This is a genomic window from Arthrobacter jinronghuae, from assembly GCF_025244825.1.
In the GTDB taxonomy this organism is placed as follows: Bacteria; Actinomycetota; Actinomycetes; order Actinomycetales; family Micrococcaceae; genus Arthrobacter_B; species Arthrobacter_B jinronghuae.
The window spans coordinates 161,350-186,833 of sequence record NZ_CP104263.1 but is presented as its reverse complement, the minus strand read 5'-3'; the positions used below and the strand labels follow the sequence as shown (position 1 = coordinate 186,833).

Below are 25,484 nucleotides of genomic sequence, written 5' to 3'. Positions count from 1 at the left end.
TCGCCTCCCTAAGGAATCGATTCCCATGAACAGCCGTTCTCCACTCCAGAACCGCACCGCCCGCACGCTCGCCGCAGCCACCGCCGTCGCCGCCCTTGCCCTCACCGGGTGCGTCGCCGGAGAAGACTCCACCGGTGCGTCCGCCGTCCAAGACGCCGACGGCGGCACCCTGACCCTCGATTTCGCTACCTACAACCCGCTGAGCCTGATCATCAAGGACCAGGGCTGGCTGGAGGACTCCCTGGCCGAGGAGGGAGTCACGGTGGAATGGGTCCAGTCCGCCGGCTCCAACAAGGCCAATGAGAACCTCCGCTCCGGTGCCATCGATGTGGGTTCCACCGCGGGCTCGGCGGCTCTGCTGAACCGGGCCAACGGTTCCCCGATCAAGGCCATCGATGTGTTCTCCCAGCCGGAATGGGCCGCCCTGGTGGTCGGCGCCGACTCCGACATCACCTCGGTGGCGGATCTGGCGGGCAGGTCCGTAGCCGCAACAAAGGGTACAGACCCGTACTTCTTCCTGGTCCAGGCGTTGGAGGAGGCGGGCCTGAGCCTCTCGGATGTCACCGTGGAGCAGCTGCAGCACGCTGACGGCCGGGCTGCGCTGGACAACGGGGCCGTCGATGCATGGGCCGGGCTGGATCCGATCATGGCCGACGCCGAGCAGAACGGCGCCCGGCTGGCGTACCGCAACCTGGACTTCAATACCTACGGGCTCCTGGCCGCCAACGAATCCTTCCTGGCGGAGGACCCCGAGCAGGCGCAGGCCGTGGTCAACGCCTATGAAAAGGCCCGTGCCTGGGCCGCGGAAAACCCGGACGAAACCGCGCAGATCCTGGCCGATGTGGCCGGACTGGACCCCGCAGTCGCCAAAACGGTGATTCTGGAGCGCAGCAACCTGGACGTTGACCCGGCACCCGGCGAGGCCCAGCGCAGTGTCCTGGCGAAGATCGGCCCCACGCTGGTGGAGACCGGCGACGTGGCCAGCCAGGAGCAGGTCGACGACGCCCTGGACAGCCTTCTGGACGACTCCTATGTGCAGAACGCGGATCCGGATGCCCTCGGAGCGTCCTCATGAGCGCCCCGGCATCTTCCGCCGCTGCGACCCGGACCGGCGGGACGCCGGCCCGCGGCACCTTGAAGGCACCCGCCGGGAGAGCCGGCGGCTGGCTGGATCAGCGGCTTGCACGGCTCGGCTTAGGACTTCTCGTCCCCGTGTTGCTGCTCGCCGCCTGGCAGCTCACCTCCACTGCCGGAGTCTTCAGCGCAGTGCAGCTGCCCTCCCCCGGAGCGGTGTACAACGCCGCAGCTGATCTGGTGCAGCGCGGCCAGCTCGGCACCCATATCGCGATCTCCACCCAGCGGGTGCTCACCGGTTTCGCCATCGGCTCGGCGCTGGGGCTGGTCCTGGGCGCACTGCTCGGCCTGTCCCGGTTGGCCGATGCCCTGCTGGGCCCGGTGATCGGAGCCCTGCGGGCGGTGCCGTCCCTGGCCTGGGTGCCCCTGTTGATCCTGTGGATGAAGATCGGTGAGGACTCCAAAATCACGCTGATCACCATCGGCGCGTTTTTCCCCGTTTTCACCACGGTTGCCCTGGCCCTGCGCCATGTGGACCGGAACCTGGTGGAGGCGGCCCGGGCCTTCGGACTGCGCGGGGTGAAGCTGCTGACCACCGTCCAGCTGCCGGCCGTGGTGCCGGCGGTCTGCTCCGGCCTGCGGCTCGCGCTGGCCCAGTCCTGGCTGTTCCTGGTCGCGGCCGAACTGATTGCGTCCTCGATGGGGTTGGGGTTCCTGCTGATGGATTCGCAGAACAACGGCCGGACGGACCGGATGTTCCTGGCCATCATCACGCTCGCCGTCTTCGGCAAGGCCACCGATGCCCTGCTGGGCATCGCGGAGAAATGGGCGGTGAAGAAATGGGCCTGACCGCAGTCTCCGCCACACTGCCGGAGCCGGCCACGGAAAGCGAACGCATTGCGTTCTGGGAATCCGCTGCCCGCCGCCTCGAGTGGGAAACGCCGTGGCACACGGCCCACACCTTTGAAAAACCCCAGCGGCTCAGCGGACCGGACATCCCGGAGGCCGACGCCGAGTACACCGTTCCTGCCATCGAATGGTTCGCCGGCGGCCGGTTGAACGCGGCGGTGAACTGCGTGGACCGGCATGTGGCGGCCGGCCGCGGGAACCGGGTGGCCCTGCATTTCGAAGGCGAGCCCGGCGACCGGCGCACCCTCACCTACAACGAGCTGCTCCGCGAGGTCAGCCGTGCCGCGAACGCCCTGCAGGACCTGGGCATCGGGGCCGGCGACCGGGTGGTGATCTATCTGCCCGTGCTGGTGGAAACCATCGTGATCACCCTGGCCTGCGCCCGGATCGGTGCCGTGCACTCGCTGGTGTTCGGCGGGTTCTCCGCCGAAGCGCTGAAGTTCCGCGTCCGGGACACCGGCGCCAAGCTGCTGGTCACCACGGACGGCCAGTACCGCCGCGGCAAGGCCGTGCCGGTCAAGGACAACGCGGATACCGCCGTCGCCGGGGCGGCCACCGTTGAACACGTGCTGGTGGTCCGCCGCACCGGCTCCCCGGTCACCTGGGTGGACGGCCGTGACGTGTGGTGGCACGAAACGGTGGAGACGGCGTCGGACGTGCATACTCCCGCCGCGTTCGACGCGGAGGCGCCGCTGTTCATCATGTACACCTCCGGCACCACCGGCCGGCCGAAGGGCCTGGTCCACACCACCGGCGGCTACCTGACCCAGGCGGCGGAGAGCTACGCGTACCTCTTCAGCCATCCCGATCCCGCACAGCGGAGCGCGGACGTGCACTGGTGCACCGCCGATCTGGCCTGGGTCACCGCCCACACCTATGAGATCTACGGACCGCTCGCGAACGGTGCCACGCAGGTGATCTTCGAAGGCACCCCGGACACCCCGCATCCGGGCCGGCATCTGGAGATCATCGAACGCTACGGCGTGACCAGCTACTACACCGCCCCCACCCTGGTGCGGTCCCTGATGGGCTGGTTCCCGAACGGCATCCCGGACGTCTATGACCTCTCCTCCATCCGCCTGCTCGGCACCGTGGGCGAGGCCGTTAACCCGGAGGCCTGGCGCTGGCTCCGCCGCGAACTCGGCCGGGGCGAGGTGCCGGTGCTCGATACCTGGTGGCAGTCCGAAACGGGTGCGGCCATCCTCTCCCCGCGGCCTACTGACACCGTGTTCAAGCCCGGCTGCGCGGCCCGGGCGCTGCCCGGCGTCGGCACCCGGATCGTGGACGCGGACGGCAATCGGGTGCCGCCGGACATCCAGGGCTACATAGTGGTGGACCGGCCAGGCCCGGCCATGGCCCGCACGGTCTGGGGCGACCCGCGGCGCTACCTCGACTCCTATTGGCGGCAGTACGCACAGCAGGGCTGGTTCCTGGCCGGTGACGGCGCGCGGTACGACGGCGACGGCGACACCTGGATCCTGGGCCGGGTGGACGACGTGCTGAACGTGTCCGGGCACCGGCTGTCCACCATTGAAATCGAATCGGCACTGGTCTCTCATCCCTGGGTGGTGGAAGCCGGTGTCTGCGCGGTCGCCGATCCCCGCACCGGACATGCTGTCGTCGCGTTTGTGGTGCTTGCGGCGGGCGCGGACCCGGACGCGGCCGCCGAGCACCTCCGGGCGCACGTGGGCCGGGAGATCGGACCAATCGCCCGGCCCGCCGCCGTCGTTGTTGTCCGCGACGTGCCCAAGACCCGGTCCGGGAAGATCCTCCGCCGCCTACTGGCCCAGCTGTTCGAGGGGACCCCGCTGGGCGATACCAGCAGCCTCCAGAACGAACCCTGCATCACGCAGATCTCCGCCGAACTCCGGCGCCGGCGGGAGGGCTAGTGTCTGCGCGTCAGCGTGACTCGGTCCAGCACCACGGCTCCGCCCATGGCCTGGTGGACCTGCAGGAATTCGGTGGGCGAAACCTCAAGGATGTAGCTGTCCGTCCGGGACGGCAGCAGGTCCTCGCGCCGACCCTCGATCAGGTCGAGGAACACCCCGGTGGCCTCCCGCCTGCCCATCGCTTCGGTGAAGGTCACCCGGTGCGCGGCCGAGGCCATCTTGTAGCCCGTCTCGACAACAATCACGTATTCGTCCACTCCGACCTCCTGAGTGCCCGCGGCGCACGCGCCCCTACCTGCAACCTAAGCCCACACCGGCACCAAACCACAACGGGAAGCTCCCCGATCCGCCCGGCATCACCCGAGGAAGGACCACTCTGCCCATGAGTGAACATCAGTTCGGTTTCCGCACGCGTGCCCTGCACGCCGGCGGCACCCCCGACGCCCTGCACGGCGCCCGCGCCGTCCCCATCTACCAGTCGACGTCCTTCGTCTTCAAGGACACCGCCGACGCCGCCAATCTGTTCTCCCTGCAGAAGTACGGCAACATCTACTCGCGGATCGGCAACCCCACCGTCGCCGCGTTCGAAGAGCGCATTGCCGCCCTGGAGGGAGGCATCGGAGCGGTGGCGACGGCGTCGGGCATGTCCGCCGAATTCATCACCTTCGCCGCCCTCTGCTCCGCCGGGGACCACATCGTGGCGTCCGCCCAGCTTTACGGCGGCACGCTCACGCAGCTGGACGTGACCCTGCGCCGGTTCGGGATCGACACCACGTTTGTCCCGGGCACCGATCCGGCGGACTATGCCGCGGCGGTGCAGGAGAACACCAAGGCCGTGTACGCCGAGGTCGTCGCCAATCCCAGCGGCGAAGTCACCGATATCGAGGCGTTGGCCCGGGTGGCTCACGACGCCGGTGTGCCGCTGATCCTGGACGCCACCTTGAGCACCCCGTATCTGGTCCAGCCGTTCGCGCACGGCGCGGACATCGTTATCCATTCCGCCACGAAGTTCCTGGGCGGACACGGCACCACCCTCGGCGGCGTCGTCGTCGAAAGCGGCCGGTTCGACTGGGGCAACGGAAAGTTCCCGGCCATGACCGAACCGGTACCCAGCTACGGCAACATCTCTTGGTGGGGGAACTTCGGCGAATACGGGTTCCTGACCAAGCTGCGCTCCGAGCAGCTGCGTGACATCGGCCCCGCGCTGAGTGCAACGTCGGCGTTTGCGCTGCTGCAGGGTGTGGAGACGCTGGCCCAGCGCATGGACGAACACCTTCGCAACGCACAGGCGGTGGCCGAATGGCTCGAAGCGGATCCGCGGGTGTCCTGGGTCAGCTACGCCGGGCTGCCGTCGCATCCGCATTATGGGCGGGCGCGGAAGTACCTGCCCAAGGGGCCCGGCTCGGTCTTCAGCTTCGGGGTCCGGGGCGGACGGGCGGCGGGGCAGACCTTCATCGAGTCCCTGCAGCTTGCCTCCCACCTGGCCAACGTGGGTGACTCCCGCACGCTGGTGATCCATCCGGGGTCCACCACGCACCAGCAGCTGTCGCCCGACCAGCTCATCAGCGCCGGCGTTCCCGAGGACCTGATCCGCATTTCGGTGGGTCTGGAGGACCTGGATGACATTCTCTGGGACCTGGATTCCGCGCTGACGGCGGCCACCGGGGCTGCGCCCACCACCGTTCCGTCTGTTGAGGAGGAGATTGCCCATGTCCGCTGACACCACTGCCCGGCAACGCACCTGGACCGGCCCGACGGCGCCGGAGCGGCTTGCGCTGCTGCGCTCGGCCGAGTCGATCGCCATTGTCGGGGCCTCGGACAAGCCCTCGCGTGCGTCCTACTTCGTCGCCACGTATCTACTCTCTTCCTCGCGGTACCGGGTGTATTTCGTGAACCCGACGGCGAAGGAGATCCTGGGCCGACCGGTGTATGCCTCGCTGGCGGACCTGCCCGAGGCCCCGGACATCGTGGACGTGTTCCGCCGGCACGAGGACCTGCCGGCGGTGCTGGCGGAGACGAAAGCTGCAGGGGCCGGGACCCTCTGGCTCCAGCTGGGGTCGTGGCATGAAGAGGTTGCCCGGCAGGCCGAAGCGTCAGGACTGAGCGTGGTGATGGACCGCTGCGTGAAGATCGAGCATGCCCGCTTCCACGGCGGCCTGAACCTGGCCGGTTTTAACACCGGGGTGATCTCCTCCAAGCGGCAGCTGACGGCTTAGCAGCCGGGCAGCGGGGTTTTGCGCGGCCGGGCCTACCGGTCCCGGTGGGGCGAACCGCGGCCGGGGGAGCCGGCCCCGCCGTTGCCCCGGCCTTTGTCTTTATCCGACCCTGCGTCCGAGTCCTGGCGCGAACCCGAGCGCGAGTCCTGGCGCGAGGATTCACGGTCACCGGCCAGATTCGCTCCCGCTCCGTTGGCGGCCCGGCCGCCGGCGTTGGCACCCTCATGAAGGTCATCGCCGCGAGGCGGGTCCGGAACAATCCCGTGGCCGCCCCCGATGACCGGAAGGGGAGGGTTGCCCGGCTTCACACCCGGGGCAGGGAGGATAGCCGGAGCCGGTGCCTGCTCCGGCTCCGGCTCGGGCTCCGGGACGGGTGCGGGTACAGGGACGGCTGCCGCAGTCGGCGCGGGCTCCGCCGCCGGAACGGCGGCAGCGGGCAGCGGATCCGGAACCGCCTCCGGGGCAGCGGGCTCGGACCGTTGCAGCGTGGGCGCTTCCGGAGTGAAGGTGACTTCGGGCCTCGGATCCGCTCGAATCAGGAAGTCAGGGTTGGCCGCGACGCCGCCGGCACCGACGCCCATGGCCCCGATCAGGGCAGCGCCGAGGATGATGCCGCGGCCGCGCCGAACCCTGGGGCGAAGCGGCACGGGGTTGCCGGCGAAAAGGGCAGCCAGCTCTTCGTCGGGTTCCGGCGCAGGAACACGGGACTGCATGCGCAGGGCGAGCAGCTGTTCAACCAGTTCGGGAGACTCCTCGACGCCGGCTTCCGCCAGGAGGCCGCGGACATAGAGCTTGTCCTGCCCTTCAGGATGCTCGTTCATTGTCCGGTACCTCCTTCCGTTCGAGTTGGTTCTTGAGTACACCCAGTGCGCGGCGCTGGAGCTGCTTGACCGCACCGGCACTGCGCCCCATGATCTTCGCCGATTCTTCAATGGAAAGATCGGCCACCACGCGCAGCAGCAGGACTTCCTGTTGCTGCTGCGTGAGCCCTTCCAGCAGGTGCTCGGCTCCCGCAACGGCGCCGAGCACGCTTTCTTCCGCGGATTCGGCTTCACGGCGGTCCAGCTCCGGATCGAACACGGCCATTACCGGCTCGCGCTCGCGCCGTCGGACGTCGTCCACCATACGGGCGTGGGCAACGGAGAAAGCGAAGGTACGGGCCCCGCGGAGCCCTCCCTTAAGCGTGTCCAGTTTGGAGAACAGCGTCAGGAAGACTTCCTGCGTGAGCGCTTCGGGGTCATCGCACCCCTTGGAGCGGAGGTAGCCGAGAATGCCGGGCGCGAAGTCGTCGTAGATTTCCCGCAAAGCCGCCGGTTTTCGGGCACGCGCATCACGGAGCGTTTGCTCAGTAAGCGGTGCAGGCACGGCGGATTCACTTTCCTGGGAAGCGGGAGTGGTCCAAATGCTACCGCGTCCACTGCCGTAGACATGCGTGCAACGGCCGCACCGATGCTCGTTGGGGGGATAAGCCTCGGCGCGGCCGTTACAAACAGGTAATCGCGGACGGGTACGAAAAGGTTACGCAGCTCCTGGGAAATTTTTTCGGCAGGGCGGCCCAGACCTAGTGCGCCTCCACAATCCGCGCATTTCCGGCAAAGCGGCGGTTCCTCAACACCGGCAGGAACTGCCGTACGTCGTCGATCCGCTGGCGGGTGACGTCCGCCGTCACTACGGCCTCACGCTCGTCCTCCAGCGCGGCCTGCGGCACTCCCATGGGGTCCAAAATGGCGGAGTGGCCCACGGTATGCCGGCTGGAGGTTCCCGCCGCGGCAACCCACAGCGTGTTTTCAATGGCACGCGCCTTGAGCAGGGTTTCCCAGTGGTCGATCTTGTGCTCACCCTTGAACCAGGCCGCCGGCACAGCCAGCAAATCCGCGTCGAGGTCGGCGAGCGCCCGTGCCAGTTCCGGGAAGCGCAGGTCATAGCAGGTCATGACCCCCACCCGGAGGTCCCCTACCTGCATAACCTTCACGCCGCCGTCGCCCGGTTTGATCCGGGTCGATTCGGCGTAGGAAAACGCGTCGTAGAGGTGAAGCTTGCGGTACGTGTCCACAATCCGTCCGGTGGAATCGATGAGGACCAGGGTGTTGAACGGCCGTTCCTCGCCGCTGGACTCGTAGCCGCCGGCGATCACCGCGATTTCCAGCTCGGCGGCGAGCAGGGACAGCTGGGAGACGAAGGTGGTCCAGGAGGCGTCGACGGCGGCGGCCAGCGATCCTTCCACCTTGCCGATGCTGAACATGGATTCTTCGGGGAAAATGATCAGCTCCGAGCCCTCGGCGCGGGCCTTGCCGGCCAGGGAACGCATGGTGTCCAGGTTCTCCCGGACCTCACCGGAGGGGCTGAACTGACCGACGCTGACTAACACTTTCGACCACCTTCGTTTCGGGCTCGCTTGTCCCCAGCCTAGAGCAGGTCAGCGTTGTTCTGCAGGATCCTCCGTGAAGCGGCAGATCGGTGACTGGGCCAGTGCAGCGGCCGCACCAAGCCCGGAGGCTATCCGCCGTCCTGAGCGGCCCAGAACTCCAGGATGGTCCGGGTGACCTCATCCGGAGCCACGAGCAGCGGCGCGACGTGTCCACCGCCCGTCACAGGAACGAACCGACCGGCAGGCATGGAACGGGCCGCCCGTTCCGCCTCACCGACGTCGTTCATGGGATCATCCCGGCCGGACATCATCAGAGTTGGCACCTGCAGCCGCGGCAGGACCGGGCGAAGATCCGGACGGCGGAGCATCAGCGAGCGCATGGCCCAGTATTTTCCCTGCCTGTCGCCGCGTTGAAAGGCGGCGGCAACAACGGATGCAGCAGAAGGCGCGCTCTTGGCGGCTCCCTGCCCAACCAGCGCGTCCACCACAACTTTGCTGAGTGGCCGCGGGCCCACAATCCGGTACAGCGGGACCAGGAGTGCGGTCTTCCGGCGATCGGCCCCGGACAGCGGATAGGCCGGCGTTCCGATGGTCACCAAGGTCCTGATGCGGGCCGGAGAGCTATCTGCCAGGAGTATGCCCATGTGTCCGCCCCACGCGTTACCCACCCAATCAACCGGGGCGGCAACCTGAAGGGCGTCCATCACCTGCACCGCCGCTGCCGCGCAGTCCTGCAATGAATAGAGCCGTCGGGGGCCTGGACTGTCTCCATGCCCTGGACCGTCCACCAGGAAGAGCTCACGCCCGCGCCCGAGCTCCTGCGTGACGGAGGCAAAAGTCTCCGAATCAACGAACATGCTGTGCCAAAGGAACGTCGGTGGACCCGCGCCGATCCGGCGGATTCTGAGGGGTCCTACGGCTGTAGGGACCACGGTCGACGTTGTTTTCGTATCCATGACGCCTCCTAAGATGAACCCTTAGAATGCTTCGGATTCCGAAGCTTATGGCATAGACTCTCCACCATGTCACTGCCGCCGTCAAGAGATTCCGCTACCGAAAATTCCGCTCGGAGGCGGCTCCCCGTCGGCCAGCTCCTAGTCCGGCTCCTGGCCGAATTCCGGCGTGAACTGCTGGAAGAGGCAGACCTGCGCGGATACGGGGATCTCCGCCCCGCCCACCTGCAGATCACCGGCAATATCGGCACAAAGGGCATCCGTCTGACGGCCCTCGCCGCAAGGGCACAGCTCAGCCTCGCCGCCACGTCGGAACTGGTGAATGAGCTGCAGGCTCTGGGATACCTGATGCGCGTTCCCGACCCCGCTGACGCGCGGGCAAAACTGATCCTGCCAACCCCGCGGGGTCTGCAGATGCTCAGCGAAGCTTCGGACAAAGTCCGTGAATTGGAACACCTGTGGGGAACATACGCGGGAGAGCAACACTTCGAAGCAGCAATGTGGACTCTCCAGGACATTCTGGATGCAACCCGGCGGCGTGCCGGCAACCGATAGACCAAGGCTGCGGCGGCAAGGCGGACCGCTCGCGCCCCCTAGACTTGGGCCACATGGATGAAATCACCGCCCCCGTTGACCTCGGCTCGGCTGCCGGGGTGCTGAATCCGGCAGCCGTGGGCTTTGCCCGCAGCGCCCTGCACCGTCCCGTGGTTCCCTCGGGCGCCAAGGGCGGGTGGCGGACCAAGCGCTGGGAGTACTGGGGCATCCTTACCCCCGAGCTTGCCGTCGGCCTGACCATTGCCCACCTGGATTACGCCTCCACCCTGCAGCTGTACGTGTTCGAACGCGGCACGGGCAAGGAGACCAGCCTGGATCCGCTGAAGATCCTGCCCTCCTACGCGGACGTCTCCCTGCCGGATACGCTGCCGCCGCTGACAGCGTTTGGAGCCTTCGGCGGTGCCGGCCTGCGTTTCCACGACGCCGACGGCGGCACCCGCCTGCAGGCCTCGTCTTCCCGGATCTCGGCGGACCTGTTCGCTGAAGCGGACGGAGACGTCCTCGGGGTGGTGGTGCCGTGGTCAGCGAGCCGTTACCAGTACACCCTCAAGGACGTGGCCCGCCGGGTTTCCGGCACCGTCACCGTGGATGGACGGACGTATCCGGTAGGCGGAGCGGATTCCTTTGCGGTGCTGGACCGCGGCCGCGGGCGCTGGCCGTACTCGCAGCGCTGGAACTGGGGCGTGGGCTCGGGCACGGTGGACGGCACCCGGCTGGGCCTGCAGATCGGAGGGAAGTGGACCGCCGGCACGCCGGCTACGGAGAACGCCCTGATAGTGGACGGGCGGCTGCACCACTACGACGGCGAACTGGAGTTTGCGTACGATCTCGCCGATCCGGCGTCGGCCTGGCGGGTGCACGGACCGTGGATCGATGCCACCCTGACCCCCTTCCACCGCCGCACCGCGGTGACCAACGCCGTCGTGATCAGTGCCCGGACCTGGCAGGCTTTCGGCACCTGGACCGGAACCGCGCGCACCCCGGACGGCACCGAGTATTCCCTGGACGGGCTGGGCGGCTGGATCGAGGAGGCCCGGAACCGCTGGTAGCCCGGGCCGGTCAGTGGTCTTCAGGGCCCGGGACGCGCCAGGTGGGGGCCGGTTCGGGCGTGAGCCCCGGGACGTCCGGGATTTCCGGGGTGTCCCCGCCGCGGAGAAAGTCCGGTGCCTGCGGCAGATCGACGGAGTCCACCCAGACGGAGGGACCGGACCCGGTGAACAGCATGCCCGCACCGAGGCCCACCAGGGCCAGGGGAACCAGCAGCACGGCGGTAACAACCACGTTCCCGGGAATCAGGACCCGGGTCCCTGCGCCTTCGGCACGGATGGCCAGGCGCTGACCCGCCTCGCGGTGCTCGTCCGGGGCGGCAAGCAGCAGGGCGGTCGTGTAGATGCCGCGGACCAGGACGAACCCGCCGGCAGCAACCGCCATCACGCCGGTCAGCGGGTTGGCGCCGAGCGGATCGGAAGGGAGCGGGAGGAAACCCAGGACAACGCCGACAACCAGGTACCAGAACGGACGGAGGCCTATCTTGATCCGCCATTCCCGATAGTCCTCGAAACCGTCGGCTCGCCATTTCGGCACGGTTTCCCGCTCGGCTCCTTCCAGCAGATGGACGGCGGCAGCCGCCATAATGACCGCGGCCAGCAACAGGAACCCTCCGGCCGCACCGCTGCTGTCCCCCGCAGTCCACAGGGTGCCCGCGGTGGCGGCACCGAAGGCCGCGAAGGCGGCAGCCGCCCCGCCTCCCGCACGCCGGTTCCCACGGAGGAGGTCAATAGCGTATCCGGGCGGAAAACGCCGCAGATGCAGCAGCAGCCGGACGCCGGCAACAGCCAGCAGCACACCCGCCAGGACCAGGGCGAGGACGGCGCTCGCTGCGGCATCCGGCGTCAGCCAGCGGGATGCGAAGCCGGCACCGGCCAGAGCTGCCAGTGCCGCGGCTGCTCCCGCCATCCCCCGTTTGTCATCAATACGGACACCATCCAGGCCCAGCGCGTAGCGATGTCCGTGCCGCAGCCGCTGCACAAAAGCCACCGCCCCGAACAGGACCACCAGGACCAGGGCCACGAAGGCGATGTTTCCCTGATTGGCCAGGGACGTGGCCAGGAAACCGAACACCAGAACCTGCAGCCACGGGATAAAGGCGAGGCTGGTGAGCCGCCGGAAGAACTCACCGCGCAGAGAGTCGAGGGCTACCCGGTCCTGCGGATTGACCGCCAGGAGCGACGACACGAGGGCGGCGGGGTCGATCCCGGCCGGGGATTCCTGGAGGGCCGCGCTGGCCAGAATCAGCTGACGGTTTCCGGGATCGAGCGAGAGCCCCTCTTCCAGGAACCGCCGACTCAGCGCGACGGGACCGCTGACCGCTGTATTGGCATAAACGGCAACCACGTACTGCTCGGGATCGTGCGGATTCAGTTCCAACGCGCGCTGGATGTGCGCCCAACCCTGTTTCCGGTCCGCCTCGTCGTCGGAGCCTACATAGACGGCCGCGGCAATCCGGTGCGCGACGGCGTCGTCGGGGTAGAGCGCGACGGCGGTCGCGGCCGTATCCCTGGCTTCCGCCGAACGTTCCAGCTCCTGCTGGGCAATGGCGAGCAGAAGCAGCGCCTCCCGCCCCTCCGGGTCAAGGGACAGACTTTGGCGGGCGGCCTGCTCGCCCTCCGCGTAGCGTTCCAGGCTGACGTACAGCTGGGCCAGATCCGCGTGGAGCCACGGTTCGTCCAGATGGTGGGGAGCCTGCTCCTGCAGCAGGGCCAGGGCATCGGCTTTCCGGCCGGAAGAGGCCAGCACCTCGACCCGCGCGCGGATGGCCTCCCGGTGCAGCAGTGGGCTCACAGCATCTTCCGCGAGCGCAGGTACTCGGCGAGGTCGTTGTAGCGGCCGTCCCGGTTGGCGAACCGAACAACGTTGCGGGACTGTTCCAGCCACGTCCGGGTGGACGCGTTGACCTCCGCCAGCGCATCTTCAATGTGGTCCATCCCGATGGGCCGCAGCTCTCCGTCCGCGATCGACACGGTCATGGCCTTTTCGGCAGCAGTGACGCAGATGTGTTCCAGATCGGCCCCTGAAAAGCCTTCGGTGCGGTGGACAATGGCGGGGATGTCGATGCCGGCGATCGGCCGGTTGGATAGGTGGTAGCGCAGGATGGCATCCCGGGCCTCCGGGTCCGGCGGGCTGACCAGGACCATCCGGTCCAGGCGTCCGGGGCGCAGCAATGCGTCGTCCAGGTCCCACGGGTGGTTCGTCGCAGCGAGGATGTAGAGGCCGTCGTTTTCCCCGGAGGTGGAGTCCATTTCGAGCAGCATCTGGTTGACCATCTGCCGCAGCCAGGCGGAGCCGCCGGTCAGGCTGCTGCGCCGCATACCCAGCGCGTCCACCTCGTCGAGGAACAGCACGGCCGGGGACCGGCGGCGGGCCTCAGTGAAGACCTCGTGCAGGTTCCGCTCCGTGCCGCCCACGTAGGCATCCAGCACATCCGTCATCGTGACGTTGATGAACGAGGCACCGAGTTCCCCGGCGACGGCCCGGGCCAGGAAGGTCTTGCCGCACCCCGGAGGTCCGTACAGCAGCAGGCCGCCGCGCAGCGACTTGCCGAATGCCTTGGCTATTTCCGCGTGTTTCATCGGCTGCAGGAAGGATTCGTGCAGGCGTTGCTTCACGTCACGCAGTCCGCCGACGTCGGCGAGGGTCACCGCCGGGGCCGACGGTTCCAGCGGCGGGGCCGCCGGCGTGCCCGGATCTCCGTTCCGTGTTTCGACGAAGGGCGGCGGGAGCTCCGCCCCGAGGTCAGACTCTGCCGCAGCCCAGTCGAAACCGCGGTCGCCGTCGTCGTTGTTTCCCGCTTCCGGCTCCGGCTCCGGCTCCGGCTCCCGTGCTTCTCCCGGGGCGGCCGCGGGATCCGGCCCGGGAGCGGGATCCGGCCCGGGGGCGGGCGGAGTGCCCGGGTTCAGGGCAGCTGCCGTCCTGCCTAACAGTGCCAGCGCGGCGGCGTTACCCGGCTCTTGGCCAAGGGCCGCGTTGATCTGTCCGAGTGCTTCCACGGCCCGGCCCGCCTGCAGCAGCAGCTCGGCCAGGTGCAGCCGGAGCGTGGTTTCCTGCGGGTTGGCCTCGACGGCGCGCTGCAGACTGCTGACAAGTTCTTCGCTGATTCCCCCCATGGGAAAAATCCTAATTCACCCCACAGGGGTTCCCCGCACCTGTCCTGCAGGTGTTACGCCGGGCTCCCGGGACGTTAAACGCGTCAGGGACGATGCCGTCGCCGGCACCGTCCCTGACCGCGGGAAAAGCTACTCGTTGATGAGGTCCCGCACCACGATGGTCTGGTCGCGGTCCGGGCCCACGCCGATGGCGGAGAAGCGCGTGCCGGACATCTTTTCCAGCGCCAGCACGTAGTTCCGGGCGTTGTCCGGCAGGTCCTCGAGGCTCTTGGCCCCGGTGATGTCCTCGGTCCAGCCGTCGAAGTACTCGAAGATCGGCTTGGCGTGGTGGAAGTCGGTCTGCGTCATCGGCATCTCGTCGAACCGGACGCCGTCGACGTCGTACGCCACGCACACCGGGATCTTCTCGATGCCGGTCAGCACGTCCAGCTTGGTCACGAAGTAGTCCGTGAAGCCGTTGACGCGGGAAGCGTGGCGGGCCAGGACGGCGTCGTACCAGCCGCAGCGGCGCGGACGGCCGGTGTTCACTCCGAACTCGCCGCCGGTCTTCTGCAGGTACAGGCCCATGTCATCAAACAGTTCGGTGGGGAACGGACCGGCACCGACGCGGGTGGTGTAGGCCTTGATGATGCCTACGGAGCGGGTGATCCGGGTGGGGCCGATACCCGAGCCCACGGATGCGCCGCCCGCGGTCGGGTTGGAGGACGTGACGAACGGGTAAGTGCCGTGGTCCACGTCCAGGAAGGTTGCCTGGCCGCCCTCCATGAGGATGACCTTGCCCTCGTCCAGGGCGGAGTTCAGCTCGTAGGTGGAGTCGATGACCATGGGGCGCAGCCGGTCCGCGTAGGAGAGGAAGTACTGGACCACTTCTTCGGCGTCGATGTCGCGGCGGTTGTAGACCTTCAGCAGCAGCTGGTTCTTCTGCTTCAGGGAGCCTTCGACCTTCTGGCGCAGGATGGACTCGTCGAAAATGTCCTGCACGCGGATACCCAGCCGGGCCACCTTGTCCATGTAGGCCGGGCCGATACCGCGTCCGGTGGTGCCGATGGCACGCTTGCCCAGGAAGCGCTCGGTGACCTTGTCCATCACCTGGTGGAACGGGGCCACCAGGTGCGCGTTGGCGGAAATCCGGAGCTTGGACGTATCCGCACCGCGGGATTCGAGGCCGTCGATCTCGGCGAAGAGTGCCTCAAGGTTCACCACGCAGCCGTTGCCGATCACCGGAATCGCGTTGGGGCTGAGGATGCCTGCGGGCAGCAGCTTGAGTTCGTATTTTTCACCGCCGACGACGACGGTGTGGCCGGCATTGTTTCCGCCGTTGGGTTTGACGACGTAGTCGACGCGCCCGCCGAGCAGGTCGGTGGCCTTACCTTTACCTTCGTCGCCCCACTGGGCGCCGACGATGACAATAGCTGGCATGGGATCCTCCCCCATTAGATACGGGACGGAGCTGCTTGGTTGCAGATCCGCTACCGTGCATGAGAACGCCCCTGAACTTGGACCGTCATGCCTCACGGCGTACCTCGGCGCAAGTTTGCGGGGCTCTTACCTGCCAAGTTTAGCCGATCATGCTGTTCCTCACTCGAGAATGCGCTGCAGGGGCATCCATCTGCGGCGCTTCGCAGGTAGCGTGGCCGGATGGACCGATTCCGGGGATACATTGCAGGGCTGGGCACTGCCTCCGGCACGAGGCTCGTGGTTGGGCACTGGCTCGATTCCCCGCTGGGCGCCTTCACCGATGTGATGGCCGAGGACGACGCCGGTGTACGCACACTGCTGGCCCCGTCCGACGCGGCGGCCCGGTATATCGGTGAAACCTACAGTTTCGACCGGACCGTGGTGGCACCCGTGGACGCAGTCCTTTCCCCGGAGACGCTCCGGGTCGCCGCCGGACCGCTGCGGTTGGAGGCGGTGCTGGGGCCGGTGACCTTCCTGGGCCGGGTATTGGAACACGTGCCGGGGCCGCTGGCCGTGGCTCCGTGGTGGCTGCGGTTGATCAATCCCGTGGCCGGTCTGCTGGTTCCGGGGGTTCGAACTGCCGGGTCAGCCGGCGGCGGGCGGCGGGAGTTCTACGGCGTCCGGTCCATCCGCACGCTGACGGGTGCGACAGCAGCGTGGGACGGTTCCGATCTGGGCGGGTTGCGTCCGGTCGAGCCGCCGGTGAAATTCGGGTTCAGTTCCGTTCCGGCTGCCCCGCAGATTGTCGCCGTCACTACAACCATCCAGCCCTGAGCAGGTACGCCGGGGCTCCTGCCGTCTTGTGGCGAGATACGCCGAACCTGCCCGCCGGATTCCTCCAGTTTGAGTAGATAGGCCCCTGCGCTTTGTCGGGATCCCCGCGGTCTGTCCGGATCCCCGCGCTTTGTCGGGATCCCTGCGGTCTGTCCGGATCCCCGCGCGGGGTCCCCACGCTTTGTCGGGATCCTGCGCGGGATCCCCGCGGTCTGTCCGGATCCCCGCGCTTTGTCGGGATCCCTGCGCCGCGCAGCGAGGGGATTGACACAAACTGCAGGGATTAGGACAAAGCGCAGGAATTTGACGGGATTCGACACCATCCGGTGCCATCCCAGCCCGTATGAGTCCGAATCAGTCCGAATCAGTCCGACGAAAGCTGTTGCGTGAGAGCAACCTTTGCCCCGGCGAACTATTTCGGCTCTGCCGTGCCCAATTTCCTACCCGGGGGAAGCGGTGCGATTACCCGGATACCTACGCTTTCAGAGTCATCCACCACCTGGATGCCCTCCTTTACTCAGGAAGCAGGGAATCACATGAAAAAGACGACAGCTGGCCTCACATTGACGGCCATCACCGGATTCGGGCTCCTTTCGGCAACACCGGCGCTGGCCGCGCAGCCGCCGGTACCTCCGGATCCTCAGCCCATGCCGTACGCGAACTGCACCGAGGCAGCCGCGGACGACGCTTACAACATCCCCTCCACCCATCCCCGTTACGGGGCCTGGCTGGACAATGACATGGACGGCATCGGATGTGAGGACTCCTCCCGGCCCATGCCCCAGCCGCAGGGACATATGGACAGCAACGGGACCTGGATTCCGTCTTATGTGGAACAGATGCCCGCGCAGGTAGGCAGGGTGCCCTCGGGCGGCGCCAACACCGGCATTCCGCAGGAGCCGGAGGAGTCCAACGCAGGAGTCTTGGCCCTTGGCGGCGGACTGGTGCTAGCGGCGGCAGCAGGCGGCACCTTCGTGGTTCGGCGGCGTCTCGCCGGCCAGGAATAAGCGGATTCCGGTGAGCGGATCGACATGAGGAACACTCCGGGCGGCCGCCGCAGAAGCCTTGGTGCGGCTGCGGCGGCCGCGCTTCTCCTCCTCGCGGGGGTCAGCAGCGCCGGGCCGATCAGCATTGGCGGCACTCCGTCGGCAACAGCGTTCGTCCCGACTCCCGTTCCCGCTGCCTCCATTCCGGATTCCCCCATCCCAAGCTCCTCGGCACAGAACTCTCCTACCCCAGGTGTCCCTGCACCAACAGTCCCCGTACCAACCAGCCCGACACCAGACAGCCCCGTAACGGCCGCACCGGTGCCCGCGCCGTCGTCCTCGCTGCCGGCCGCGCCTTCCGCGGCACCGAATGCCCAGCCCGCGGGAATGCCGGAATCCGCACCGGCGATGCTGCGCATTCCCTCGATCGGGGCGACGTCCAGACTTATTCGCCTGGGCCTGGACGCCGACGGCGCGCTGCAGGTCCCTTCGGGCAAACCGGGTTCGCCTGCGGGCTGGTACGAGCACTCCCCCACACCGGGCGAGACGGGTCCGGCCGTGCTGCTGGGGCATGTCAATGCCGAGGGAGGCGGTCCCGGGATTTTCGCCGGCCTCCGCCGGCTCTCCCCCGGTGACCGCATTGAGGTGGTCCGGGAGGACGGCAGCACAGCGGTCTTCACAGTGCGCGGCGGGGAGCAGTATCCCAAGGACGAATTCCCCACGTCCAAGGTGTACGGAAATACCGCCGGTCCGGAACTTCGCATGATTACCTGCGATGGCTATGACCCGAAGACCGGACACTTTGATGACAATTACGTGGTGTACGCCGCGATGGTCCCCTGATGCCAGCCTGCTGCTGCACTAGGGTCTTGGAGTAACAGCGGCTCCGTTCGTGGAACCGGCACGGTGGCGCAGAGTTTCAGGGGGAAACAATGGGTAAACCAACTATGCGTTCCGGCGGCACCCAATCAAGGTCCAAAGATAAGAGCAAGAGTGCCCCGCATGAGGCATCGACGTTTTTAGCCGCTCTGATCTGTCTGGCACTCGGTGGTATTTCCCTCCACTGGGACATTGCCGGAGTCAGGGACGACAGGCGCCTTCTTGCAGAGGGCGTGCACGCTCAGGGCGTTGTCACGCGCACTTACGTGGAACGGCACGGAACAGCACGGTACGGGTCCGACGAGACCGTCGCGTCGATCATTTATTCGCCCTCCGCTGGGGACGAGGTCGCAATCACCCATACGGTGCGGAATTCACCAACCGAGGGACTTGAGGACCAAGAGGTAACCCTGTTCTACAACCCGGCTGACCCTTCCGAAGCTGTTGTCGAAGAATGGCGTGACGAGTACGACTGGATGACCGTGGCGGCAGTCCTGTTTTTGGCCGGGGGTGGCTTCGCCTTGGTGGTGAGTACGCGCTCCATTATTAGGGGATTAATTAGGAGACGCCGAAAGCCAGCGGAAAAGCCGCTCTAGATCACGGTGCGGTGCTACGCACCGGTTGGCGCAGCACCGTCCGCAGCTTCTCCGGAGCCGCCCGCCGCGGGTCGCTGAGGTACACCTCGTGGTGGTCGCCGTTGAAGGTCAGGTGACGTTCGGGCATCCAGGAGTCGTGCAGGCGGGCCAGGACCGGCCCCTCGGCGTCGTAGGGCCCGATAAAAAGGATCTGCGCCGCCAAGCCCTCCGTAAGTGTCTGCAGCCGCACCTGCTCCAGGCCGGGAAGCTTCTTTTTAGCCTCAACGGAGGCAACAGCTGCGTCCACCATTTCCGGGGTGATCCACTCCGGCTGGGCAATCAGCATGGTCCAGTCCCAGGCGCTTTTGTCGCGGTGGACAAAGGCCTCCGGATCCTCCGCCCGCCACAGACCTTCCAGCGGGCCGACCGTGAAGTCCGCCTCCAATTCATCCTTGGAGGCGAACTTCAGCGAATACGCCACCGGATACAGGCACTCGAGCGCCCGGGTGTATTCAGGGGAGGTGTTGGGGTCACCGTGCCCGTCCACGGCCAGGTAGTGCATGATCGGCACATCCACCAGCGTAAAGTCGCCGCCGCCGGGCGCATACAGTTCCGGATAGGACCGTTTCAGGTCGAACTTTTCCATGCGCCGTCCACCTTTCGAGCGCCACCTTTCGAGCGGCTTTCCAGCGTAGGCGTTTGCGCCCGAATACCGGGAGGCCCGGCCGGTGAAGGGGCAACCGGCCGGACCAAAAAGCAACGGGCACCAAAACGGCGGCCCCCAGCAAGACCGGGGACCGCCGTCGTTGTGATGAAGCCGGGAGCCTACAGCCCTTCGATGGCTGCCTTGGCCTGCGGATCGGAATCGTCGAGGAACTTCCGGATCCGGTCCACTTCCTCGGTCTCGCCGATCGCCGCGGCAGCGCGGCCGAGCGCGTACAGCGAGCGCAGGAAACCGCGGTTGGGCACGTGCGACCACGGGATGGGGCCGATGCCGCGCCAGCCGGCACGGCGCAGGGAATCAAGTCCGCGGTGGTAACCCACCCGGGCGTACGCGTAGGACTCGATGTTGCGGCCCTCTTCGAACGCCTCGTCCGCGAGCGCGGCCCACACCTGCGAGGAGGTGGGGAACTTCGCGGCGAGATCCACCGGTTCGTCGCCTGCCTCCAGGCGGGCGACGACGTCGGTCTCCTCCGGCAGGTAGGTGGCATCCGGGCCGAGGAGGTTCTTGCGGAATTCGTCTGACATTAGAGTGCCTTACCTGCCGATCCAAGGTTCTGTGCTGCTTCCACCACGCGGGCGGCCATGCCCTTTTCAGCGGCTGCACCCCAGACGCGCGGATCGTACTGCTTCTTGTTGCCCACTTCGCCGTCCACCTTCAGCACACCGTCGTAGTTGCGCAGCATGTGGTCCGCCACCGGACGCGTGTAGGCGTACTGGGTGTCGGTGTCGATGTTCATCTTCACGACGCCGTAGGAGACGGCGTCGGCGATCTCCTGGGCGGAGGAACCCGAGCCGCCGTGGAAGACCAGGTCGAACGGCCGGTCCTTGCCGATGGATCCACCCACGGAGTCCTGGATTTCCTTGAGGATTTCCGGGCGCAGCTTTACGCCGCCGGGCTTGTACACGCCGTGCACGTTGCCGAAGGTCAGGGCAGTGATGTAGCGGCCCTTGCTGCCGTCGCCGAGGGCTTCGATGGTGGCCATGCCGTCCTGGACCGTGGTGTAGAGCTTGTCATTGATGGCGTTTTCCACGCCGTCCTCTTCACCGCCCACGGTGCCGATCTCGACCTCGAGGATGATCTTGGCGGCGGCCGTGCGGGCCAGCAGCTCCTGCGCGATGCGCAGGTTGTCTTCCAGGGTTTCGGCCGAGCCGTCCCACATGTGCGAGTTGAAGATCGGATCCTCGCCGCGCTTGACGGCGGCTTCGGAGGCGGCCAGCAGCGGCAGGACAAAGTCGTCCAGCTTGTCCTTGGGGCAGTGGTCGGTGTGCAGCGCAATGTTCACGTTGTAGCTCTTGGCCACTTCCTTGGCGTAAGCCGCAAACGCGAGGGAACCGGCGACCATGTTCTTCACGGTGGCGCCGGACCAGTAGGCTGCACCGCCGGTGGACACCTGCACAATGCCGTCCGAACCTGCTTCGGCGAAACCTGCGAGCGCAGCGTTGAGCGTCTGCGAGGAGGTGACATTGACTGCCGGATACGCGAAGCCCCCTGCCTTGGCTCGGTCAATCATCTCGGCATAAATCTCCGGGGTTGCAATAGGCATGCTGACTCCAAGGTCGATACGGCAGGGCCTTCAGCCCTCGTTGGCTCCTTACATCCTAGCCACAAGTGTCCCCGAGACATCAGGTGCCGCCGCCGATTACGACGGCGGCTTCCGGCGCCCGTCCTTAGCCCACCTTCTGGCCGAAGACGTGCCGGCGGATCCAGCCATGCATGGCGATGGCCGCAGCGGAGCCGGCGTTGATGGAACGGGTGGAGCCGAACTGGGCAATGGACAGGGTGGCATCCGCTGCGGCGTGGACTTCAGGGCTTAGGCCGGGGCCCTCCTGCCCGAAGACCAGCACGCAGTTCTCCGGAAGTTCATAGGTTTCCAGCGGCACGGAGTCCGGAAAGTTGTCGATCCCGATGATGTGCAGGCCTTCGCTGCGGGCCCACTGCACAAAGTCCTCAACGGTGGGGTGGTTGCGGATGTGCTGGTAACGGTCGGTGACCATGGCACCGCGGCGGTTCCACCGGCGTCGTCCGATGATGTGCACTTCCTTGGCCATGAAGGCATTGGCGGTGCGCACCACGGTGCCGATGTTGAAATCATGCTGCCAGTTCTCGATGGCAACGTGGAACGGATGCCGCCGGGTGTCCAGGTCCGCCACAATCGCGTCATGCTTCCAGTAACGGTATTCGTCAACCACGTTGCGGGCGTCCCCGTTGGCCAGCAGTTCCGGGTCCCAGTGATCCCCTTCCGGCAACGGCCCCTCCCAGGGGCCCACACCCACCTGGTGCAACGGTGCGGCGGCTTCATCTACGGTGTCATCGCTGACTTCTTCGGGGCTGTCTATCACCCTTCCAGCCTAAGGTGAAAGACTGGCAACGCCCGCTTCCGGCGCCTCCGGGACAGGTTCCCGGCCGTGCGTGCCCTGTGAGTCGAGGCAGTAAATGCAGTATGCGAGAAATGGGAGACCGTGGGCGAAAACGAGAACATTGAATGCTGGCTGACAGACATGGACGGGGTCCTGGTCCACGAAAACCACCCGATTCCCGGTGCCGCTGAGCTCATTGACCGCTGGGTTGCCACATCCAAGCGGTTCCTGGTGCTGACCAACAATTCCATCTACACCCCGCGGGACCTCGCCGCACGCCTGCGTGCCTCGGGACTGGAAGTCCCGGAAGAAAACCTCTGGACGTCCGCGCTGGCCACGGCCGAGTTCCTCAAGGACCAGGTGAAGAACTCCGGCACTCCCGGACGCTGCTTTGTGGTGGGCGAGGCCGGACTTACGACGGCGCTGCACGAGGCAGGCATGATCCTCACCGACACCGCTCCGGACTACGTGGTGCTGGGCGAGACCCGCACCTATTCCTTTGGCACCATTACCAAGGCGATCCGGCTCATCCTGGACGGCGCGCGTTTCATCGCCACCAACCCGGACGTCACGGGCCCCTCGCAGGAGGGACCGCTCCCGGCGACCGGCGCCATTGCCGCACTGATCACGGCGGCCACCAAGATGGAGCCCTACATTGTCGGCAAGCCGAACCCGATGATGTTCCGGTCCGCCATGCGCAAGATCGACGCCCACTCCGAAACCACCGCCATGATCGGCGACCGGATGGACACCGACATCGTGGCAGGCATCGAGGCGGGACTGCACACCGTGCTGGTGCTCAGCGGCATCACCCAGCGCGAGGACATCAACCGGTATCCGTTCCGGCCCACGCAGATCATGAACTCCGTGGCGGACCTGATCAACACCATCTGAGTGCTCCCGGAACCGGCCCGGGCGGGGGTTATTCCTCCGCCCGGTGACCTCCTGCGGCTTCGGGCGGGTCGAAGAGCCGCAATACCTCCAGCACTATGTCCTGATAGACCGCGGGGTTCCACTGCGGGCTGGCATGGGCGGGACGTGCTCCTTCGGTGACCAGCGAGCTGGTCAGCAGGTTCGCCGGGAACGCTGTCTCCCAGCCGGCCCGGGCCGCGCCGTAGTCCACCGTCCCGTCCTCCGGATTTCCGATGAATGCCAGCTTTGTCCCGCCCAGTGATCCGGAGAACCGGGGAGCCGTGAAGTGGTAGATGTAGGACGCCTGGGACTGGATGAGCCGGCTGGACGGAGCCAACGGTGAAAGCTGTTCCAGGGTTTGTTCCGCAACCGTCCGCCAGGACCGTTCGTTCCGGTGCAGTACGCGCTCCCCCAGTTCGTAGCCGCCGCGCAGCCCGGTGGTGATCCGGTAGCCGTTGTCGTACAGGAACACCGCTCCCTTGAACATGGTCTGGTCGCGGACTGCATTCCGGCCGGACGGACTGGAATCCAGGATAATCAGGTCGACGGCGACCCCGCGGCCGGCCAGACCGGCGGCCACCTGTACCGCCAGCATTCCGCCGAAGCTGTGCCCGTAAAAGTAGACGCGCGTCAGCGAGTGTTCCCGGATGGAAGCGTGCACAGCCTCAAGGATTGCCGGGACTTTCAGGCCCAGATTGGAATATCCGATCCCGGCCAGCTGTCCCCGCGTGGCCAAAGCCGGACGCAGGGAGCGCAGGAGCCAGGCGGTTTCCTCCCAACTGGTCTTGTAGCCGGGGAACAGGAACCACATGGCATGGGGAAACCGCCGTTCGGCGTCCTCGTCGGGCACCCGCAGGATTTCCAGCTCTTCCCGGTAGTGCTGGACGCGGTCGGTGACAACGAGATCGGTGCTGAGCAGGATCCCCGCAAGCGAACCGGCCAGGAACCGGCGTCGGGATACCCGGTGGAGGTCTGCCGTGGTCCGAAGGAGATCCCCGGGAGCGGTAGGTTCCGGTTCCATCGAACCGGTGCCGCGGCGGTTGCTGCCGCTATCCGAGGCCGAGTTCATCCTTGCCGAACGCAAACAGATAGGGAACGCCGGCCTCGGCCTCGATACGCTCCTTGGCTCCGGTGTCCCGGTCCACGATCACAGCCACGGCCACCACGTTGCCGCCGGCGTTGCGCACACCCTCGACGGCGGTCAGCGCCGACCCGCCGGTGGTGGAAGTGTCCTCCAGGACCACCACGTTGCGGCCGGCGACGTCGGGGCCTTCCACCTGGCGGCCCATGCCGTAGGACTTCTGTGCCTTGCGGACAACAAAGGCGTCCACGGCCCGGCCGGCGCGGGTGGCCGCGTGCATCACGGCGGTGCCCACCGGATCAGCTCCCATGGTCAGTCCGCCCGCGTTGGTGAACTCAATGCCTGCACGCTCCAGCAGTTCCAGCATCACGTCGCCGACAAGCACGGACGCTTCGTGCTGCAGCGTGACACGGCGCAGGTCAATGTAGTAATCCGCCTCGGCGCCGGAGGAAAGCACCACTTTGCCGCGCACCACCGCCAACTCCATGATCAGTTCGAGCAGCCGGGCGCGGGACGGGGCGATCGCGGGCGAAGTCATGGCTCAATCCTAGCTACGGGCAACGGGAGGACAGGGCTTTGGTCCCTTATGCGACGTGACACCGGTCAATCCGGGCCCGGGGCGGCCCAACTCGCACTGCCCTTCCCGGGCACGGCGCGGCAGACGGATATAGGCTGTGATCCATGCGGAAACTACAAGCGGAAATCATTGCCGAACTGGGAGTTCACCCCACCATTGATGCGGCCGCGGAAATCCGCCGCCGGGTGGACTTCCTCAAGGACTACCTGCACGCCTCGCATACCTCGGGGTACGTTCTGGGCATCAGCGGCGGCGTGGATTCCACGCTTGCGGGCAAGCTCGCCCAGTTGGCCGTGGACGAGCTGAAAGCCGAGGGCACCGACGCGCAGTTCATTGCCCTGCGGCTGCCGTATCGGGTCCAGCATGACGAAGCGGATGCCCAGGCTGCCCTCGAGTTCATCGCGCCGTCCAAGTCCCTGGTCTACAACGTCGGACCGGCGGTGGACGGCTTCGAAGACGAATACGTGAAAATGACCGGCGAGAAAATCACCGACTTCAACAAGGGCAACATCAAGGCCCGGGTGCGCATGACCGCGCAGTATGCAGTGGCGGGCCAGCACAACCTCCTGGTGATCGGCACCGACCACGGCGCCGAATCCGTCACCGGATTCTTCACGAAGTTCGGCGACGGCGGCGCGGACCTGCTGCCGCTCTCCGGCCTGGACAAGCGCCAGAACCGGGCCCTGCTGACGGAGCTGGGCGCCCCGGAAAAGCTCATCGGCAAGGCACCCACCGCCGACCTGCTGGACGACAAGCCCGGCCAGACCGATGAAACCGAGCTGGGCCTGAGCTACGACACCATCGACGGCTATCTGGAAGGCGGGGACACCCCCGCCGAAGACGCCGAAAAGATCGAGGCACGCTTTGTGATGACCCGGCACAAGCGCACCGTACCCGTCACTGTTTCCGACACCTGGTGGAAATAGCTCCCTTTCCCTACCCCGAGCCCGCCTAAGCGGGCGGTCCATCCCGGCCGCCCGCTTACCCGTTGTGGTGCGGGGCGCAGTGTGGAGCCGGACGGGATTCGGTAACGT

27 protein-coding genes are annotated in these 25,484 nt (G+C 66.7%); 13 read left to right on the top strand and 14 right to left on the bottom strand.

The annotated features are described in order from the left end of the window. Positions 1 to 25 precede the first annotated feature (25 nt). The 3 genes from N2K98_RS00955 to acs are packed head-to-tail and all read left to right on the top strand — an operon-like array spanning position 26 to position 3,872. Positions 26 to 1,075: an aliphatic sulfonate ABC transporter substrate-binding protein gene (locus N2K98_RS00955; protein ID WP_255796169.1), complete on the top strand. Its 1,050-nt coding sequence runs from the start codon at positions 26 to 28 to the stop codon at positions 1,073 to 1,075. Beyond that, the gene (locus tag N2K98_RS00950) at positions 1,072 to 1,923 is read left to right on the top strand and encodes an ABC transporter permease (protein ID WP_255796170.1); all 852 of its coding nucleotides are present in this window, start codon (positions 1,072 to 1,074) and stop codon (positions 1,921 to 1,923) included. Before N2K98_RS00955 ends, N2K98_RS00950 begins: the two co-directional genes overlap by 4 nt. After that, a complete protein-coding gene (gene acs / locus N2K98_RS00945) occupies positions 1,899 to 3,872 on the top strand; it encodes an acetate--CoA ligase (RefSeq protein ID WP_255864381.1) in 1,974 nt (657 codons plus the stop codon). Before N2K98_RS00950 ends, acs begins: the two co-directional genes overlap by 25 nt. Here acs and N2K98_RS00940 read toward each other — a convergent pair. Further along, positions 3,869 to 4,129, bottom strand: coding sequence for a hypothetical protein (locus N2K98_RS00940; protein WP_255864382.1), 261 nt, complete (start codon positions 4,127 to 4,129; stop codon positions 3,869 to 3,871). The two genes, acs and N2K98_RS00940, sit on opposite strands and share 4 nt — an antisense overlap. 125 nt (positions 4,130 to 4,254) lie before the next feature. Here N2K98_RS00940 and N2K98_RS00935 point away from each other — a divergent pair, with 125 nt between their 5' ends. Further along, entirely contained in the window at positions 4,255 to 5,592 is a 1,338-nt protein-coding gene (locus tag N2K98_RS00935; protein WP_255864383.1) for an O-acetylhomoserine aminocarboxypropyltransferase/cysteine synthase family protein, read from the top strand. Then, complete coding sequence (locus N2K98_RS00930; protein WP_255796176.1) at positions 5,582 to 6,088, top strand: CoA-binding protein; 507 nt, start codon at positions 5,582 to 5,584, stop codon at positions 6,086 to 6,088. The genes N2K98_RS00935 and N2K98_RS00930 overlap by 11 nt, the downstream gene beginning before the upstream one ends. A 32-nt stretch (positions 6,089 to 6,120) precedes the next feature. On the opposite strand, the gene N2K98_RS00925 is transcribed toward N2K98_RS00930, so the two are convergent. The 4 genes from N2K98_RS00925 to N2K98_RS00910 all read right to left on the bottom strand — a co-directional run bounded on the left by N2K98_RS00925 (position 6,121) and on the right by N2K98_RS00910 (position 9,313). After that, positions 6,121 to 6,909 carry a hypothetical protein gene (locus N2K98_RS00925; RefSeq protein ID WP_255864385.1) on the bottom strand — a complete coding sequence of 263 codons (789 nt, stop codon included), beginning with the start codon at positions 6,907 to 6,909 and terminating at the stop codon, positions 6,121 to 6,123. Further along, positions 6,893 to 7,453: an RNA polymerase sigma factor gene (locus N2K98_RS00920; RefSeq protein WP_255796178.1), complete on the bottom strand. Its 561-nt coding sequence runs from the start codon at positions 7,451 to 7,453 to the stop codon at positions 6,893 to 6,895. Before N2K98_RS00920 ends, N2K98_RS00925 begins: the two co-directional genes overlap by 17 nt. A gap of 196 nt (positions 7,454 to 7,649) precedes the next feature. Next, complete coding sequence (locus N2K98_RS00915; protein ID WP_255864386.1) at positions 7,650 to 8,456, bottom strand: carbon-nitrogen hydrolase family protein; 807 nt, start codon at positions 8,454 to 8,456, stop codon at positions 7,650 to 7,652. Positions 8,457 to 8,584: 128 nt separating this feature from the next. After that, positions 8,585 to 9,313, bottom strand: coding sequence for an alpha/beta fold hydrolase (locus tag N2K98_RS00910; RefSeq protein WP_255864387.1), 729 nt, complete (start codon positions 9,311 to 9,313; stop codon positions 8,585 to 8,587). Between the two features lie 165 nt (positions 9,314 to 9,478). Between N2K98_RS00910 and N2K98_RS00905 the strand changes: the two genes are divergently transcribed. Continuing rightward, positions 9,479 to 9,964, top strand: coding sequence for a MarR family winged helix-turn-helix transcriptional regulator (locus N2K98_RS00905; protein ID WP_255864388.1), 486 nt, complete (start codon positions 9,479 to 9,481; stop codon positions 9,962 to 9,964). A gap of 53 nt (positions 9,965 to 10,017) precedes the next feature. Then, positions 10,018 to 11,013 carry a DUF2804 domain-containing protein gene (locus N2K98_RS00900; protein WP_255864389.1) on the top strand — a complete coding sequence of 332 codons (996 nt, stop codon included), beginning with the start codon at positions 10,018 to 10,020 and terminating at the stop codon, positions 11,011 to 11,013. A 10-nt stretch (positions 11,014 to 11,023) separates the two neighbouring features. Here the strand turns inward: N2K98_RS00900 and N2K98_RS00895 are convergent, their stop codons facing one another. From N2K98_RS00895 to N2K98_RS00885, 3 genes are all read right to left on the bottom strand, one after another. Continuing rightward, on the bottom strand, positions 11,024 to 12,805 hold the full coding sequence (locus N2K98_RS00895; RefSeq protein WP_255864390.1) for a hypothetical protein: 1,782 nt from the start codon (positions 12,803 to 12,805) through the stop codon (positions 11,024 to 11,026). Beyond that, positions 12,802 to 14,127 (bottom strand): ATP-binding protein, encoded by a 1,326-nt coding sequence (locus N2K98_RS00890; protein ID WP_255864391.1) that lies wholly within the window; start codon positions 14,125 to 14,127, stop codon positions 12,802 to 12,804. The genes N2K98_RS00895 and N2K98_RS00890 overlap by 4 nt, the downstream gene beginning before the upstream one ends. A 129-nt stretch (positions 14,128 to 14,256) precedes the next feature. Continuing rightward, positions 14,257 to 15,546 carry an adenylosuccinate synthase gene (locus N2K98_RS00885; protein WP_229951460.1) on the bottom strand — a complete coding sequence of 430 codons (1,290 nt, stop codon included), beginning with the start codon at positions 15,544 to 15,546 and terminating at the stop codon, positions 14,257 to 14,259. Between the two features lie 219 nt (positions 15,547 to 15,765). Between N2K98_RS00885 and N2K98_RS00880 the strand changes: the two genes are divergently transcribed. From N2K98_RS00880 to N2K98_RS00865, 4 genes are all read left to right on the top strand, one after another. Next, positions 15,766 to 16,359 (top strand): hypothetical protein, encoded by a 594-nt coding sequence (locus N2K98_RS00880; protein ID WP_255864392.1) that lies wholly within the window; start codon positions 15,766 to 15,768, stop codon positions 16,357 to 16,359. Positions 16,360 to 16,895: 536 nt separating this feature from the next. After that, entirely contained in the window at positions 16,896 to 17,366 is a 471-nt protein-coding gene (locus N2K98_RS00875) for an excalibur calcium-binding domain-containing protein (RefSeq protein WP_255796186.1), read from the top strand. Between the two features lie 366 nt (positions 17,367 to 17,732). Then, positions 17,733 to 18,188 carry a class F sortase gene (locus N2K98_RS00870; RefSeq protein ID WP_255864393.1) on the top strand — a complete coding sequence of 152 codons (456 nt, stop codon included), beginning with the start codon at positions 17,733 to 17,735 and terminating at the stop codon, positions 18,186 to 18,188. Positions 18,189 to 18,277: 89 nt separating this feature from the next. Further along, complete coding sequence (locus N2K98_RS00865; RefSeq protein WP_255864394.1) at positions 18,278 to 18,820, top strand: DUF3592 domain-containing protein; 543 nt, start codon at positions 18,278 to 18,280, stop codon at positions 18,818 to 18,820. 1 nt (position 18,821) lies between these two features. Here the strand turns inward: N2K98_RS00865 and N2K98_RS00860 are convergent, their stop codons facing one another. From N2K98_RS00860 to N2K98_RS00845, 4 genes are all read right to left on the bottom strand, one after another. Beyond that, a complete protein-coding gene (locus N2K98_RS00860) occupies positions 18,822 to 19,445 on the bottom strand; it encodes a GyrI-like domain-containing protein (RefSeq protein WP_255864395.1) in 624 nt (207 codons plus the stop codon). A gap of 179 nt (positions 19,446 to 19,624) precedes the next feature. Further along, on the bottom strand, positions 19,625 to 20,047 hold the full coding sequence (locus N2K98_RS00855; protein ID WP_255864396.1) for a DUF3151 domain-containing protein: 423 nt from the start codon (positions 20,045 to 20,047) through the stop codon (positions 19,625 to 19,627). Beyond that, positions 20,047 to 21,066, bottom strand: a complete 1,020-nt coding sequence (gene fbaA / locus N2K98_RS00850; RefSeq protein ID WP_255796190.1) for a class II fructose-bisphosphate aldolase — start codon at positions 21,064 to 21,066, stop codon at positions 20,047 to 20,049. Before fbaA ends, N2K98_RS00855 begins: the two co-directional genes overlap by 1 nt. 124 nt (positions 21,067 to 21,190) lie before the next feature. After that, positions 21,191 to 21,859 (bottom strand): TrmH family RNA methyltransferase, encoded by a 669-nt coding sequence (locus N2K98_RS00845; RefSeq protein ID WP_227920975.1) that lies wholly within the window; start codon positions 21,857 to 21,859, stop codon positions 21,191 to 21,193. Positions 21,860 to 22,021: 162 nt separating this feature from the next. Between N2K98_RS00845 and N2K98_RS00840 the strand changes: the two genes are divergently transcribed. Beyond that, positions 22,022 to 22,774, top strand: a complete 753-nt coding sequence (locus N2K98_RS00840) for an HAD-IIA family hydrolase (RefSeq protein ID WP_229951537.1) — start codon at positions 22,022 to 22,024, stop codon at positions 22,772 to 22,774. A gap of 28 nt (positions 22,775 to 22,802) precedes the next feature. Here the strand turns inward: N2K98_RS00840 and N2K98_RS00835 are convergent, their stop codons facing one another. Next, positions 22,803 to 23,813: a thioesterase domain-containing protein gene (locus N2K98_RS00835; RefSeq protein WP_255864397.1), complete on the bottom strand. Its 1,011-nt coding sequence runs from the start codon at positions 23,811 to 23,813 to the stop codon at positions 22,803 to 22,805. 28 nt (positions 23,814 to 23,841) lie between these two features. After that, a complete protein-coding gene (gene pyrE, locus N2K98_RS00830; protein ID WP_255796192.1) occupies positions 23,842 to 24,411 on the bottom strand; it encodes an orotate phosphoribosyltransferase in 570 nt (189 codons plus the stop codon). Positions 24,412 to 24,554: 143 nt separating this feature from the next. On the opposite strand from pyrE, the gene nadE reads away from it, so the two are divergent. Then, positions 24,555 to 25,376 (top strand): ammonia-dependent NAD(+) synthetase, encoded by an 822-nt coding sequence (nadE, locus tag N2K98_RS00825; protein WP_255864399.1) that lies wholly within the window; start codon positions 24,555 to 24,557, stop codon positions 25,374 to 25,376. Positions 25,377 to 25,484 lie beyond the last annotated feature (108 nt).